We start from the raw sequence: 15,153 nt of genomic DNA, 5'->3' as shown, positions 1-15,153 counted from the left end.
AGCCGTGGAGGAGGGCGCACCCATGGGTTCAGTGTTCGATACGTTATCTCCGAGCCGCTTTACGCTCCTGGGCTACGGTGGCTTGCTTCCATTTCTGGGTCTGGCACTGCTGGTTTGTTTTGGCGGTGAGTATCGAGATAACCTGGCTGAAGCGTTGGTTGGCTATGGGGCCGTGATACTGAGTTTTGTCGGGGCCCTGCATTGGGGGTTCGCGATGACGTTGCCGGCCTTGCCTGCTATTGAGCGACAACAGCGGCTTGTGTGGAGTGTCATGCCAGCCCTGATCGGCTGGGTTGCCATGTTGTTACCGGTGTCATGGGGCTGTTGGGTACTGGCTTCAGGATTTACCGTGCACCTTTGGCAAGACCGTAAACTGGCCAACTTCATGCCAGGCTGGTATATGCCTATGCGGGTACGTTTGACGGTTGTGGCGAGCTTGTGTCTGGTATTGAGTGCCATTGTCGTAGCGTTCGGAAACTGAAGTCACAGAAGAAACAAATAGCAAAATTTTCGCCCTTGCAACATTTTTGCGCTGGATAAATTCTGATGGTGTGACGCCGGGCCCCTCTGACGGTAAGTAGCCGCCATGTCGGAGTCATAGTTGTTAAACTACGACTATATAGGAGGGGCTCATGTCTGCCCTTAATGCGTATCTCTCCCAAGACGTGCTTGGCACTGATCTCTGGCTGTGGCTTTCATTCTTCGCTGTCGTGTTGACGCTGCTGGCGCTTGACCTAGGGGTTCTCCATCGTGGGAATCGAGAAATCGGTGTCAAGGAAAGCCTGCTCCTGTCGGCTGGCTACATCAGCATGGGCCTGCTATTTGCTGTCTGGGTCTATTTCCAGAAAGGCAGCGACGCAAGCATGGACTATGTGACTGGCTTTCTGATCGAGAAGTCGTTGTCCATGGACAACGTGTTCGTTATTGCCCTCATTTTCAGTTTTCTTGCCATTCCCAGAGAATTCCAGCACAGAGTGCTGTTCTGGGGGATCATGGGGGTCATTGTATTGAGGGCCATCATGATAGGCCTGGGCGCCGCGCTGATTACGCAGTTCAGTTGGATTCTTTACATCTTCGGCGCCTTCCTGGTATTCACGGGTGTGAAAATGCTGTTCGCTCGCGTGGATCATGAGCCCGATCTGGAAAACAATCGCTTCGTCAAGTACCTACGCAGTCATCTACGTGTGACTGACGAGTTGCACGGTCAGCACTTCCTGGTTCGTATCCCTGATGCCTCCGGCAGGCGGGTATTATGGGTGACGCCGCTATTTCTCGCGTTGATTCTGATTGAGTGCGCCGACTTGGTGTTCGCTGTTGACAGTGTGCCAGCGATCTTTGCCATCACGCAGGACCCCTTCATTGTCTATACGTCGAACATTTTCGCGATACTCGGTTTGCGCGCACTGTATTTTGCATTGGCTGCGATGATAAGCCGCTTCGCCTATCTCAAATACGCCTTGGCGCTGGTACTGGTTTTCATAGGCGCGAAAATATTCCTGCACGACATTGTTGGCAAGGTGCCTGCCGAAATTTCTTTAAGCGTTACAATTGGCCTACTTATTGGCGGCGTGTTGCTGTCACTCTGGAAAACCAGAACGCCGGTCAAGGTTTAAAGGCTTGCATCGCGCTCGGCAGGGCGGGTGAGGTGGGCTGGTCGACGCTGCTTGCTGCCATGATCCTGTTCGTTCAGATATTCAGCGACCTCGTGTTTCAGCCAACTCGAGAAAACTTGCTGCTTTGTTTCCGAACGCTCACGGTTGGGCAATACCAGCCAATAGGGGTAGGGATAGGGCGCGATTACGGGGGAGAGTTGCACCAACTCCCCTCGTTGAATGGCGTCGTGCACAAGGCTGCGGCGCTCCAGGGCGATCCCCTGGCCCAAACGTACGGCTTGGAGTACCAAGTTGGAGTCGTTGCTGCACAGGCCGATGCGCGGCACTTCCCTATCCAGCCCAGCGGCTTGACACCAAGGTTGCCAAGATTCCATGTTGAAAATTATGTTGCTGCCGATGATCTCTTCAGGGGTCTGAGGATGCACCCCACCGTTGAAGTGCGGGGCGGCAACCACCAGCGTCTCGTCATGAAAGAGCAAGTACTGCTCCACCCCCTCCCAGTCGCCCTTGCCCATGCGGATCCCGACGTCGACAGATTCCCGCGCCAGGTTAGATAGCGCGAGACTGGGCTGCAGCCGGACGCTGATATTCGGCTGTAATTGCTGGAAACGTGGCAAGCGGGGCAACAACCAGCTGAAACCGAACGAAGGGAGAACGGCGACCACCAGTTCCGTTGACTCACGGACGAACAGGGTGACGCCGATCATGTGTGGGCGCTGCAGTGCGACGCGTCGTTGCACCTGTTGTCGGCCTACAACCTGGCCGGCGTGTTTGCCGCGGACACCAATGTTACCCAAGCTTGGCTGCAAGAGATGCGTGGAGCGCAGCAGGAACCCTTCGAGGCCTTGGCCGACGCTGAGGGCGTTGCGCCGGACTGCAGGCATTTCATGGAAGGCGGCCCGGTGCAGGTCATCCGTGAACAGGTGGTTGCGCTGGGTATCGATGCGCTGGTGATGGGGGTCGTGCAGCCCAAAGGGGGCTGGACAAGCTGTTGGGCGATACCACCGAGCAGATTGTCAGCCACCCACCCTGCAGCGTGCTCGCGGTGCACCCCGATGTCGCCGAGCAGTGGGAGCCTTGAACCATGCAGCTCACCTTTCTTGGCGGCACGGGGACCGTGACCGGTAGCAAATTCCTGCTGACCCACGACAACTCACGGGTACTTATGCAGACCAACCTTCTTGCCTTGAAAGCGGCGATTGAAGCAGCACGTGCCGGAGAACAGGGGCGGGGCTTCGCTGTAGTTGCTGATGAAGTCCGAAAACTCGCAGGCCATACGAGCTTAGCGACCGAAGAGATTATGCACGTTGTTCAGCAAAACCGGGCGCTCGCTACTAAAGCCGTCGCCGAGATGTTCAGCAGTCGGGCGAAAGCCGAGGAAGGCCTGGTACTGGCCAATCAGGCGGGTACTGTTATCCTCGAGATCCAACAGGGGGCAAAGCAAGTCGTGGAGGCTGTTGGGCGCCTCGCTAATGAAGTGAAATAGCCTCACCTTTTGAAATGGATCGCATGAGAGGAGTGGCCTCCATGCACGCCGTAATCGGTGCGCTCATGGCTTGTAACTATCTGAATAGCTGCAAATCCATTACACGTTGAACGGTAGCTATGGAATAAAGCCGCAGCCAGGGTGATCGTGCGCTGCCAGCGCCTCGTTCGTTGGGGGCACAGCCATGTTCTGAAGGGATCAATACGGGAGGGCTGAGCCTAATGCCATTCCGTTAAGTAATTTGGGGCCGCTTTGCGACCCTTCGCGGGCACGCCCGCTCCCACAGGAGATCGCGCAGTTCTTGAGTTCAGCACCAAACATGTGGGAGCGGGCGTGCCCGCGAAGGGCTGCAAAGCCGCCCCAGTAAGGCTTAACGGACAGGCATTAGGGCTGAGCCTCCTTTGCGTCGTCACATCCAGCTTTTAACCTGAGCGCAAACCGCCTCTGTAGAGATACCGTATCGATCATGCAACGTTGGCAATGCGCCGGCATCCAGGAAAGCATCCGGCAGGGCAATTTGACGGAAGGTGGGTGTCACTCCGTTGCGCAGCAGCAAACCTGCGACCGCTTCGCCAAGACCGCCGATAATCGAGTGGTTCTCGGCGGTTACCACCAAACGCCCGGATTCCGGGCCTCGCTGAGAATGGTGTGTTCATCCAAGGGCTTGATCGTAGGTACGTGCAGCACGGCCACGTCAACGCCGTCCTTTTGCAACTGTGCTGCCGCTTCCAGCGAGCGCATGGTCATCAAACCGGTTGAGATAATCAGCACGTCTCTGCCAGTACGTAGCGTCTTGGCCTTGCCTATCTCGAACATATAGCCGTACTCGTCCAGCAGCAGCGGCACGTTGCCACGCAGCAGGCTGCATGTACACCGGTCCTTGGTTTTCCGCAATCGCGGGCACCGCTTGTTCGATTTCCAGGGCATCGCAGGGATCGACAATCATCAGGTTTGGCATGGCGCGGAAGATCGCCAGGTCGTCGGTCGCTTGGTGGCTTGGCCCATAACCGGTGGTAAGGTCTGGCAACCCGCAGACGATTTTCACGTTGAGGTTTTCTTCGGCGATCGCCATGCAGATGAAGTCATAAGCCATCCGCTTTTGGTGGGGGGCAGCTTTGTGTCGGTAGTAGCCAGTCGCGAATGACTGTCGCAAGGGGGTAGTCATCGGCGAGAAGGGCTCTTCAAACCCCTCGATTTACCCTCGAAAATGAAGTCACTACACCCCCAAGGACGTGTAGATAAGCCTTCCAACCGCTAACCCTTGCATACGTATAGGGGGTATACCTATCATACAGGGCGTATAGGTAGGGGGGGTATCCCATGAGTCACATTGCAGCGAACAAAGACGATCTGCTCAAACGTGTGAAACGTATCGCCGGACAAATCCAAGCCGTTGAGCGGGCATTGGAGTCGGACCTCGATTGCGCGAAAACACTGCACCTTGTCGCCGCTACTCGTGGAGCTATCAATGGCTTGATGGATGAAATCATCGAAGACCACGCGCGGGAGCATGTCGCGAATCCTGCTCTCAGCGAAGAAGAGCGTAACAAAGGCGTTCAGGAGCTTCTTGAAGCGATTCGCCGTTACTCCAAGTGAACGCATCCAGGATCAGGCTAATGTCTAGCACGAACATAAATTACGCTCACGATCATGTGTTCCTTGGCTCGGCACATGACGAAAATGCCAAACGTACGCTCTGGGTTGTGGCGCTGACCGTTGTGATGATGGTTGGTGAGATCACTGCTGGCTATATCACGGGCTCGATGGCGTTACTGGCTGATGGCTTTCACATGGCAACTCATGCCGGCGCATTGGGCATCACAGCGGCAGCTTATGTATACGCAAAACGCCACGCATCCAGCCAGCGCTACAGTTTCGGTACCGGTAAGGTTGGAGATTTGGGCGGATTCGCCTCGGCGCTGATTCTCGGAATGGTCTCAGTGGGAATGGGCGTTGAGTCTGTCATGCGCCTCACGCAGCCAACAGAAGTTCAGTTCGGCCCCGCGACGCTCATCGCGATTGCCGGTTTGATCGTCAACATTGTCAGTGCCCTGCTGCTAGGTAACGGGCATAGTCATGGGCACGATCACGATCACGATCACGATCACAGCCATGCCCACGCCCACCACGGTAACGACAACAACCTGAAATCGGCCTACGTCCACGTCATTGCCGACGCGCTGACTTCCGTTCTGGCTATTGCTGCATTGCTTGCCGGCCAGTATCTCGGATGGGTGTGGCTGGACCCGGTCATGGGGATTGTCGGCGCCATTGTTATTGCGCGCTGGGCATGGACCTTGATGGGGGCCTCCGCAGCAGTACTGCTGGATAAGACAGATGAACACGTCGCCTTGGAGATCCGCGAGCTGGTTGAGAGACAGGGGGATGTCACTATCACGGACTTGCATGTCTGGCGAGTTGGACCACAAGCCCATGCAGCTATCGTAAGCGTCCTTGGGGATGCAACTGCGAACGCTGACACCATTCGCGAACGGCTAAAACCGGTTCACGAAATCAACCATCTGACGGTTGAATACCGGCCGATCTGATTTAATTCCTGTTGAAGTGGCTGGATCCACAGGTTATATGGCTTGCCCTGAATAGCTGCTATTGACCCATAGCGGCCATTCGCAACCGTCCGCATACCACTTTCAGCAACGTTGCGAGCTATCAAATAGGTGTTTGGTAACGCCGTAATCCGTATGCGTATCTGAAGGGTGTTCTCACGCGCCTGCCATCACAGCGGGCGAGTGAGATCGGGCGATTGCTGCCGCATCAGTGGGTGCCGGCCTAGCTTACGCAAGGTAAGCTGGGCGGAGGATTATCTTTTTTCATCCCCATAGTTTCTCCGCTTGCGGCACGCCGCCATAGCCATAGGCCGTAGCACGCACGTCTATGATGTGGACGTTCGAATGAGGGTGCACATTCCCAATGCGCTCTGAGAGCAAATCATACGACTCACGCTGATAGCGCCGTTTTTGCGCCACTGTGGTCGTCTCGTCGGTAATCGTGATCTCCAGGCGAAAGCTATTTCGCCCCAAGCTCTCAAGCGATTTACTGTCGATAAACCACAAACTAGGATCAACGAACCCAACGATCACCATCGTTTGTGATGGCTGCTTGTCCAGAACGCGTGCAGTCAGTTCAGTCAACTCGTGGCTGAGTCGGGACGCTAAGGCAGCATCAGGCGCACCAGGTAGGGTTAGGGTGATACCAGGCATTTCAGTAATCCTCGTCAGTGATGTACTAGTAACTTAGCCTTTGAACATCATCCTAAAAAGCAGGAAAATCAGTGTTCATCTTCCTGTTTATCCGGAACTTGCATGTACCACTTCGATCTCACCCAGCTCTACGTCTACTTAGCAGTCTGTAACGCAGGCAGTATCTCTGCTGCCGCTCCGGCTCTGTTTCGCTCAACCTCCGCCATCAGTGAACAACTGCGGAAGCTGGAAGATGCTATCGGAGTCGAGTTGCTCATTAGAAGCAAGCAAGGTGTTCACCCCACCCCTGCGGGTGAACGACTTTTGCGCCACGCCAAGCAGATCCTCACCCTGGGGGAGCGGGCGCTGTCTGATGTTCGAGACGAACAATTCGAAGGTGAGATACGCTTGGCGATAACCGATTACTTCCGCCCTGACGACATTGCCGGACTGCTGAAAAAGTTACGTGAATGGCATCCACGGCTTCGACTTCATGTGGTGATGAAAAAGAGTCTGGAAATTGACCATGCAAGTGACTACCTGGACATTGGCTTGGCAATGCGTTTCAACGAGCGCGTGTTCACATCCAGCACCTTTGAGGTGAGGCGGGAACCACTGCAATGGGTAGCCGCTTCTGGCTGGGTTCCTGAACCTGGGCAGCCGCTACCACTGCTCGCAATCAGCGGATGCGGGTTGTCAGAATACAGTTGCCAAGTGTTGGAACGCGACCATGTCGGATATGAGATCGTTTACTCGACCTCAGGGGTGGCGGGGTTGCAATCGGCATTGAAGGCAGGGCTTGGCATTGCGTGCCTAAACGCGAGTGCCATACCGCTTGGTGTCGAGCCCTACAGGGCTGGCCTACCTGAATTGGCGCAAGCCAGGTTCCTGCTACTTCCTCCGCGTAAGGGGGAGTCTGTGCTAGTGGAAAATGTGCGGCAATTGTTGCTGGGTTATCTTGCATAGGGTTGGAGATAAGACAATCGGGCGCTCTGGTAGCTACGCACGGTCTTGGCCGTAGCGCCTGCCGCGATGAATGCCTCAACCGCGGCGCGGGTGCTGTCGGCCAACTCCTGTTAGCACCAGCGGCTGGAGGAGGGCATCTATACCGGCTCGGTCAATTTCACATCGCTCAACGCTGCAATAGGTTCGGATGACCTGTGGCTTATCAGGCCTAATATAACGAAGAGGTCGGCATGACGATATCCATGATCGTGAAGGGCCGTTATCGACCCATTGCAGCCGCTCACGAATGGGAACGATCGCCCGGCATCGGATGATTGTTTGACACGGCCTAGGTTCACCCGCTGCACCTTTGGAGTGCTAGCTCACACTCAAACGCTTTCCACCTGGGCATTGTGGAAAAGCGAAAACAGTTCTTGCGGCGATTTTATATTCAGCTTCGCGTAGACATGCCGGCGGTGGACCTTGACGGTCTCTGCCGAGATACTCAGCTTGCCGGCCACTTCCTTGTTCGAGCAGCCGCTGAGGATCAGGCGGATCACATCCAGCTCCCTGGCGGTCAAAGGCGTACCAAGGCGCACCATCGCCTCTTCAAGGTTGGATTGCCAGCGCGGCGCCTGGCGAGGTGCGCTTTCAGGCATCGCTGCCTCGAAAAACATACGCTGGCGCATCAGGCCCACTACCCACGGGCGAATCATCTCCAACAGCGAAACCTGCTCGGGCGTGAACAGGTGCCGGCTTCCCAGTGACAGGCACAGGCTGCGCACTTCATCCAATCGCACGTTGTAGTGCAACTCATCCTGCTTCACATTATGGTTGAAGTAACGCTCGTGATACTCGGTGTCCTTGAAGCGCTCCGGCGCCACGTCCGCCAGGCGGAACAGCCCGGTTGCCGGTTGTTCGCGGTTGGCGATGTAGAAAGGGTCGAGTAGATACATGCCCTTGATGTAGTCGTGGAACAGCGGGTCGGGGCCTTCCCCTTCATACGGGCTTTCAGCGAACGCAAACGGGCAACCGTCGCTGAACAGCAGCACCGCCCAGTTATCAATCGGCACATATTCGCTTATCAAACGGCTTAGGGTTCGCCAGAAATCCGCCTTGTCCAGGTGTTCGATCACGTGGCCGGCAGCGCGATGCCAGGCCATGTCCTGGAGCGTTGGTGTCATGTATCTACCCCCCGGGGTTAACCACTCGACGTGATAGGAAACGGGCTGAAAAAACGCATAATTGCATCGACCTTTTGCAAAAGTCACTTATTTCCTGACCGGGACTTAGCCCGATACCAAGGTCCGAATATGAAGCTCGAACTTGTACAGCTGGCGGGGCGCGATGGCGACACCGCCTACAATCTGCGACGTACGCTGGACGCCATCATCCATTGCGCTCCAGGTGTCGATATCATTGTTTTTCCCGAAGCGCAGATCACCGGTTTCCTGAACCACCAGAACATTGCCGAACAGGCCTTGGCCCTGGACAGCCCCATTATCCTGGCCGTCCAGCAGGCCGCTCGTGAGCGCCAGGTGGCGGTGGTAGTGGGGCTGATCGAGAACGACGGTGGGCATTATTACAACACGACGTTGTTCATCACCCCTGAAGGGGTTCAGCTCAGTTATCGCAAGACCCACCTCTGGGTTTCCGAACCCCGGCTGGTGCTGCCCGGCGACCGTTATGGAACCGTGGAGTGGCGCGGCGTGCGTATCGGCCTGCTGATCTGCTACGACACCGAGTTCCCGGAAACCGCCCGGGCTGTAGCGGCACTGGGCGCCGAGTTGATCCTGGTCACCGATGGCAACATGGAACCCTATGGTCACGTGCATCGAACCTCGGTCACCGCCCGTGCGCAGGAAAACCAGGTGTTCGCCGTGGTCGTGAACCGGGTTGGGGACGGTGAGGACAATACCGTTTTCGCCGGTGGCAGTGCGGTAATCGACCCGTCCGGGCAGATGTTGTTGGAAAGTGGGCGCCAGGAGTGCCGACATGTCATCGAGTTGGACATGACCCAACTGGCCGATGCTCGTGCGCTCTACCACTACCAGGCGGACCAGCGCTTCCAGTTGCCCGGTGAACGCATCGAACACGCCGATGGCCGCCGTGAACTGCTGATTCCCTGAGCAAGGCTTCACGTGCCCACGACCACCGGGCTCGCGCCAGCGATAACAATATTCCAGCGACAGTCTGCGGACTGCACGGTCGCAAGCCGGCACTCCGCCAGGAGTCTTCCATGACGCTTCACCGTTTACTGAAGTTCGGCCTCATCGCGCTGCTCGGTACCAGCTTGAACCCCGCATACGCGGAGCCTGCCCGTGTGCACCTGTATAACTGGTCGGACTTCCTGGCACCGGAAACACCCAAGGAATTCGAAGCAGATACGGGTATCTCGCTGATCTGGGACGCCTTCGACAATGCCGAAGTGATGCAAAGCAAGCTGATGACCGGGCGCACCGGTTATGACGTGGTGATGGTACCCGACGACCTGTTGCCCAGTTTGGCCAAGGCCGGAGTGATACAGGAGCTGGATCGTGAACGGCTGAACAACTGGTCTCACCTAGCCCCGGAAATCCTGGAAAAGCAGCAAGGCAACGACCCGGAAAACCGCTATGCCGTACCTTACATGTGGGGCACTACTGGGATCGGCTATGACCAAGCCAAAGTCGAGCAACTGCTGGGCAAGAACGCGCCGGTGAATTCCTGGGACCTAATATTCAAAGAGGAAAACATCGCGAAGCTCAGTAAATGCGGCGTCGCGATGCTGGATGCACCCGTGGAGATCGTGCCTATTGCGCTGAACTACCTAGGGCTGCCACCCAATAGCAAGAACCCCGAAGACTATCGCAAGGCTGAAGCGTTGCTGCTCAAGATCCGCCCGTATATCCGCTACTTCGATTCCTCGAAGTTCACCACCGACCTGGCCAATGGTGACATCTGTGCCGTGGTCGGCTGGGGCGGCTCGGTCTACAGCGCCAAGGTTACGGCAGACCATGCCAACAATGGCGTCAAACTGGTCTACAGCATCCCGGAAGAAGGCGCGCCGGTCTGGTTTGAAAACATGGTGTTGCTCAAGGATGCACCTCACCCCCAGCAGGGCTATGACTTCATCAACTACATGCTGCGCCCGCAAGTGATTGCCAAAAGCTCCGATTATGTCGGTTATCCCAATGGCAACAAGGACGCCACGGCCCTCATCAATCCGCAGCTGCGCGACAATCCGGCGTTTTACCCCTCGAAGGAGGTAATGGCAACGCTGTACGCGCTCGAAACACTGCCGCTCAAACTGGAGCGTGTGCGTACCCGGATCTGGAGCAAGGTGAAGAGTGGCACTTGATTGTCGCGCCGCAGATCGTCCGCATTATAAAAATCCGCTTGACCGGAGTACGCATGACTATCTCAGCAGACTTGATCATTACCCACGCTGACATCCACACCATCGACCCGAACCTGCCGAGGGCCCAGGCCATCGCCGTGCATTAGGGGCGCATGGTCGCTGTGGGTGCTAATGTCGATATCGAACGCATGGCGGGCATCGAGACCCGCCGAATCAACGCGCAGGTCGGCTGATGGTGCCCGGCCTGCAAGACACCCACTTGCACTTTCAGCTCAGCAGCGCCGACCTCTACCACAATGCTGCGCTATACACAGCTACCACCCTGGATGAACTCGTGGGCCGTGCCCTCGACGTGATCTATCTCACTTGCTGACACGAGGTTTCCGTCAGCCTGCGCCCGACCTTCGGTCGTGGTGACACCACGGGCATTCGATGTTCAGTCCACAGCTTATGCTGGGCAAGTTGTTAATGGGTGAACGTCCGCTATGGTTCCAGGCTGTGTGAAAACACCTGCGATTGTCTAACCTTCTGATCGTCGAGATCGTGGCGGGGACGATCATGAAGCGGTTCATTGAGGGTGAGGCCCGGACGCAAGTCACGCTGCTGCCGGAGTGCCTGGATGATTACATCACCGAAGAAAACCCTGTTCGGGTGGTTGACGTTTTCGTCGATGAACTCGACCTCGGAGTACTCGGGTTCGAGGGCGTCGATCCGGCTGCAACGGGTCGTCCGGCCTACCATCCAGCAGTCCTGCTGAAAATCTACATCTATGGCTACCTCAACCGGATTCAGTCCAGCCGCCGGCTTGAGCGCGAGGCAGAGCGCAATGTCGAGCTGATGTGGTTAACGGGCCGGTTGGCTCCTGACTTCAAAACGATTGCCGACTTTCGCCGAGACAACGGCAAAGCCATTCGCAGCGTCTGCCGACAATTCGTAGTGCTTTGCCGCAACCTCAATCTCTTCTCCCAATCGATCATCGCCATCGACGGCAGCAAATTCAAAGCCGTAAACAACCGCGACCGCAACTTCACCCAGGGCAAGATCAAGGCGCGCATGCAGCAGATCGAGCAGAGCATTGACCGCTATCTTGCGGCGATGGATTCGGCGGATCGGGCAGCGCCCGAGGTCGCCGAGGCCAAGACTGAACGGCTGAGCGAAAAAATAGAAAAGCTGAAACAGCAAATGACGAAGCTCAAGGACATTGAAGCGCAGTTTCACGCCAGCCCGGATCAGCAAATATCCCTTACCGATCCTGATGCACGCTCAATGGCCACGAGTGGCCGAGGTACTGGCACGGTTGGCTACAACGTACAAACAGCAGTCGATGACAAACACCATCGATCATTGCTCATGAAGTCACTAATGTTGGCAATGACCGAACGCAGCTGAGCAATATGGCGAACCAGGCACGCGAAGAGATCGGCGCTGAGTCGCTGACAGTGGTCGCCGATCGGGGCTATTACAAAGGTCCGGAGATCCTTGCTTGCGAGCAGGCCGGGATCACCACTTTTGTTCCGAAGCCGCTGACATCAAGCAGCAAAGCGGAAGGCCGATTCGGCAAGCAGGACTTCAGCTACATCGCTGCATCGGATGAATACCGATGCCCTGCGGATCAACTACTGACCCGCAGGCATTCTTCGGTGGAAGACGGCATGTTGCTGCACTCCTACTGGTTCTCTGGCTGCCAAAGTTGCTCCATGCAGAAGCAGTGTACGACGGGTAAGGAACGCCGGTTGAAGCGCTGGGAGCATGAAACGGTAGTCGAAGCGGTGCAGCTCCGATTGGAGCATGACCCCGGAAAGATGAAGGTTCGCCGGCAGACGGTGGAGCATCCCTTCGGAACGCTCAAATACTGGATGGGAAGCACCCACTTCCTGACCAAAACCCTGCCGAGGGTAAGCACCGAGATGAGCCTTCACGTGCTTGCTTACAATCTCAAACGAATGATGAGCATATTTGGCATCGCTGGGCTGATTGAAGCGATCAGGACATGAGTCCAAGCGTTTTATGCGTCCGTATGGCTATCTGGGCCGCTGCCGCGGCCCAGATAGCACAGGCAGCGCCTGGCGCCCGACTGAGTTAGACCTGCACTTACATCTGCTGAATTTACAGGCTGACCCAGCTTCTTTCGCTACTCGACGTACTTACTTGCGTTTTCACACAGCCTGGGTCGAAAGCGGTCAGTCGCGTCCAGACCGGCTGAACATGCACATCGCGAAAACGCACCTCCGGGCGCCGTACTGTCCTACTCCGACTGCTCCGACTGCATCAGCATGGTCCTGAGGCGACTGAGCAAGAATGCCGGACGATACAGTACACCGCGCATAGTCGTCGGATCTGATAGAGGGCAAGCGCTCGCAGAATGAGTATCTCCAGGTAACTAAACAGGTTGAGCGCCCCCCACAACAAAATCGCTAGCAACTCGGCGATGTACGTCGAGTCAGTCAGTTGGCGGATGATTAGACGGTACCGGGCCTTGAGACTGTCCAACCAGACGTCATGGATTGAACATGGGATTGGGGCTTTCATTCAATTGGCAGATCGCAAGCGCCGCCACAAGGTTGTGCGGCTGATGCCGAGACGGCGGGCGGCTTCGTCGAGGTTGCCGTGGCAGCTTTCCAACGTTTCCTTTACATGGCGCAATTGCGCGATCTTGCCGATGGTGTGCAGGTCCGTTTCGCCTGACGACTTTTTCCGGGCGGGTGAAGGGGGAGGGCCTTCGCACAGTTCAGGTAGCACGCGTGCCAGGTACTGCTCGTTCACGCGGTGTTCCTCAAGCAGTTCGCGTGCGGAGAGCATCGCGCGCTCGATCACATTCTCCAGTTCCCGGACATTGCCCGGCCAGGCATAGCGTTCAAGGTACGGCAGCAGCGCGGCGGGGATGTCTGCAGCTCCCGGTGGTTGCCCCTGAACGAGCAGGCGCTGGCTGATGCCCCGGCAGATCAGGGCAATGTCCTCAGGGCGCTCTCGCAGCGGGGTGGTCTGCAGACGCAGGATGTTGAGCCGGTAATACAGGTCGGTACGGAAATCGCCGTCGTCCATGGCGCTGCGCAGGTCCTGGTGGGTGGCGGCAATGATGCGCACGTCGATGGCAATCGGTTCGGTGCTGCCCAGGCGCAGGACTTCGCGCTCTTGCAGCACGCGCAGCAGGCGTGTTTGCAGCGACACCGGCATGTCGCCGATCTCGTCGAGAAACAGCGTGCCGCGGTGCGCCGCTTCGAACAGGCCTGGCTTGCCACCTTTGCGCGAGCCGCTGAAGGCGCCTTCCTCGTAGCCGAACAATTCACTTTCCAGCAGCGACTCGGGAAACGCCGCGCAGTTGATGGCGACGAAGGGGCCTTGCCGGCGCGGGCTTTCGTTGTGGATGCCTTGGGCCAGCAGCTCCTTGCCAGTGCCGCTTTCGCCGGTGATCAAGATGGTCGAATGGCTGGCGGCGAAGCGCTTGGCCAGTTGCAGCATGTCGCGGTTGGCTTTGCTGTTGCCGTCGAGCTGTTCGAGCCGGTAGCGCGCGTTGAAGACGCCGGGGCGGCGGGTGGAGCGGATGCGTTGGTCTGCGCGCTGCACGGCGGTGATGTCCTGGCAGGTGAGCACCAGGCCGGTGCGCTCGCCATTTTCCAGGATGGGCAACAGGTTGCTGACCACGGCGTGCGAACCCAGCCGGATCACTCGGTTTTCCTCGCCGACGCCTTCCTGCAGCGCTTGCTGCAGGTCCAGTTCCGGGCACAGCTGTTGCAACGGCCGGCCCAGTGCGGCGCTGGCCGGCAACTCAAGTAGTTGGGCAAGGGCCGGGTTGAGCGATTGCACCACGCCCTGGTTGTCGACCGCCGCCACGCCGGCGGGAATATGTTGCAGCACGGCATTCAGATGCCGCCGCTTGGCGATCTCGACGCGCTGGCTGTCGAGAATGCCCAGGGCTTCTTCCAGCGCCTTGCGCGCGGTGTCCTCGCTCAGCGATAAAACGCCATGCAGCCCTGCCTGCTCTGCCAGTTCCACCACCGTCGACGAGCCGATGATGCTGCGACAGCCCAGCCGGACCGCCTGTTCGACGGCCTGGCGAGCCTCTTCCAGAGAGTTGTAGGCGGCCTGGTGGACCTGGACGGTGAAAAGCGCGGCCATGGCGTGCAAGTCGTGGTTGATGTGGTTGTAGCTGAGCACGGCCACCTGGGAGGAGCGCTCGCGGGCCTGCCCCAGCGCCCGCAGCAGGTCGCCGCTGCCAACTCGCATCGCCAGCACCGGGCGCGCGAGGTGTTTACGCAGGTAGGCGGCGGTGGCGCCGGCGCAGACGAACACATCCACCTTGCCAGCCTGTTCCAGTTCGCGGGCGGTCTGCAGTGCCTCGGCCACCGAGGTGTCGAGGACTTCGATGTGGGTGTCGGGGTAATCCGCCGTGAGCCCGCCCACCACGTGGGCGAGCCGGCTGAGTTGCTGGGGGCGCTGCAAGTGGCTGATCAGAACGACGACCTGGGAGGCGAGAGCGTCCATGGGCAGACCTGTTCATGGTTGAAATGTTTCGATACTGAATGAAAAGGTTGCAAATATGCAACGAGATACATGCCCTTTGCCCCTCAA

General features: G+C 57.5%; 11 protein-coding genes and 5 pseudogenes. 11 read left to right on the top strand and 5 right to left on the bottom strand.

Annotation, left to right across the window (positions count from 1 at the left end; translation table 11 throughout):
- Window positions 1-22: 22 nt before the first annotated feature.
- Complete coding sequence (locus QME24_RS05775; protein ID WP_054906091.1) at window positions 23-481, top strand: DUF3429 domain-containing protein; 459 nt, start codon at window positions 23-25, stop codon at window positions 479-481.
- A gap of 151 nt (window positions 482-632) precedes the next feature.
- Complete coding sequence (locus QME24_RS05770) at window positions 633-1,613, top strand: TerC family protein (protein WP_054906090.1); 981 nt, start codon at window positions 633-635, stop codon at window positions 1,611-1,613.
- Here the strand turns inward: QME24_RS05770 and QME24_RS05765 are convergent.
- Window positions 1,610-2,320 carry a LysR substrate-binding domain-containing protein gene (locus QME24_RS05765; RefSeq protein ID WP_232892212.1) on the bottom strand — a complete coding sequence of 237 codons (711 nt, stop codon included), beginning with the start codon at window positions 2,318-2,320 and terminating at the stop codon, window positions 1,610-1,612. The genes QME24_RS05770 and QME24_RS05765 overlap by 4 nt on opposite strands.
- A gap of 6 nt (window positions 2,321-2,326) precedes the next feature.
- On the opposite strand from QME24_RS05765, the pseudogene QME24_RS24740 reads away from it, so the two are divergent.
- Together QME24_RS24740 and QME24_RS05755 are read left to right on the top strand one after the other, a co-directional pair.
- Window positions 2,327-2,694, top strand: a pseudogene (locus QME24_RS24740) (universal stress protein); the annotation flags it as partial.
- Window positions 2,695-2,769: 75 nt separating this feature from the next.
- Window positions 2,770-3,099 (top strand): annotated as a pseudogene (locus QME24_RS05755) (methyl-accepting chemotaxis protein); the annotation flags it as partial.
- A gap of 409 nt (window positions 3,100-3,508) precedes the next feature.
- Here QME24_RS05755 and QME24_RS05750 read toward each other — a convergent pair.
- A pseudogene (locus QME24_RS05750) lies at window positions 3,509-4,189 on the bottom strand (transketolase C-terminal domain-containing protein); the annotation flags it as partial.
- Window positions 4,190-4,419: 230 nt separating this feature from the next.
- On the opposite strand from QME24_RS05750, the gene QME24_RS05745 reads away from it, so the two are divergent.
- From QME24_RS05745 to QME24_RS05735, 3 genes and pseudogenes are all read left to right on the top strand, one after another.
- Window positions 4,420-4,695 (top strand): metal/formaldehyde-sensitive transcriptional repressor, encoded by a 276-nt coding sequence (locus QME24_RS05745; RefSeq protein WP_144188380.1) that lies wholly within the window; start codon window positions 4,420-4,422, stop codon window positions 4,693-4,695.
- A 20-nt stretch (window positions 4,696-4,715) separates the two neighbouring features.
- Window positions 4,716-5,648, top strand: coding sequence for a CDF family Co(II)/Ni(II) efflux transporter DmeF (gene dmeF / locus QME24_RS05740; protein WP_232892210.1), 933 nt, complete (start codon window positions 4,716-4,718; stop codon window positions 5,646-5,648).
- 146 nt (window positions 5,649-5,794) lie between these two features.
- Window positions 5,795-5,893 (top strand): annotated as a pseudogene (locus QME24_RS05735) (transposase domain-containing protein); the annotation flags it as partial.
- A 37-nt stretch (window positions 5,894-5,930) separates the two neighbouring features.
- Here the strand turns inward: QME24_RS05735 and QME24_RS05730 are convergent.
- Window positions 5,931-6,320 carry a 4-oxalocrotonate tautomerase gene (locus QME24_RS05730; protein WP_232892209.1) on the bottom strand — a complete coding sequence of 130 codons (390 nt, stop codon included), beginning with the start codon at window positions 6,318-6,320 and terminating at the stop codon, window positions 5,931-5,933.
- Window positions 6,321-6,422: 102 nt separating this feature from the next.
- Between QME24_RS05730 and QME24_RS05725 the strand changes: the two genes are divergently transcribed.
- Window positions 6,423-7,265 (top strand): LysR family transcriptional regulator, encoded by an 843-nt coding sequence (locus QME24_RS05725; protein WP_232892208.1) that lies wholly within the window; start codon window positions 6,423-6,425, stop codon window positions 7,263-7,265.
- A 368-nt stretch (window positions 7,266-7,633) separates the two neighbouring features.
- Here the strand turns inward: QME24_RS05725 and QME24_RS05720 are convergent, their stop codons facing one another.
- The gene (locus QME24_RS05720; RefSeq protein WP_192441787.1) at window positions 7,634-8,428 is read right to left on the bottom strand and encodes a helix-turn-helix transcriptional regulator; all 795 of its coding nucleotides are present in this window, start codon (window positions 8,426-8,428) and stop codon (window positions 7,634-7,636) included.
- Window positions 8,429-8,557: 129 nt separating this feature from the next.
- Between QME24_RS05720 and QME24_RS05715 the strand changes: the two genes are divergently transcribed.
- The 3 genes and pseudogenes from QME24_RS05715 (at window position 8,558) to QME24_RS05705 (ending at window position 12,578) form a co-directional block, all read left to right on the top strand.
- Window positions 8,558-9,373: a carbon-nitrogen hydrolase family protein gene (locus QME24_RS05715; protein WP_182336683.1), complete on the top strand. Its 816-nt coding sequence runs from the start codon at window positions 8,558-8,560 to the stop codon at window positions 9,371-9,373.
- A 110-nt stretch (window positions 9,374-9,483) separates the two neighbouring features.
- The gene (locus QME24_RS05710; protein ID WP_182336685.1) at window positions 9,484-10,584 is read left to right on the top strand and encodes a polyamine ABC transporter substrate-binding protein; all 1,101 of its coding nucleotides are present in this window, start codon (window positions 9,484-9,486) and stop codon (window positions 10,582-10,584) included.
- A 558-nt stretch (window positions 10,585-11,142) separates the two neighbouring features.
- Window positions 11,143-12,578, top strand: a pseudogene (locus QME24_RS05705) (IS1182 family transposase).
- A gap of 535 nt (window positions 12,579-13,113) precedes the next feature.
- Here QME24_RS05705 and prpR read toward each other — a convergent pair.
- Entirely contained in the window at window positions 13,114-15,066 is a 1,953-nt protein-coding gene (gene prpR, locus QME24_RS05700) for a propionate catabolism operon regulatory protein PrpR (protein ID WP_054905283.1), read from the bottom strand.
- Between the last annotated feature and the right edge of the window lie 87 nt (window positions 15,067-15,153).

This window comes from Pseudomonas sp. PARCl1, from assembly GCF_947311875.1.
GTDB lineage: Bacteria > Pseudomonadota > Gammaproteobacteria > Pseudomonadales > Pseudomonadaceae > Aquipseudomonas > Aquipseudomonas juntendi.
Note: the sequence above shows the minus strand (reverse complement) of the source record. Positions and strands in the feature narration are given on the sequence as shown.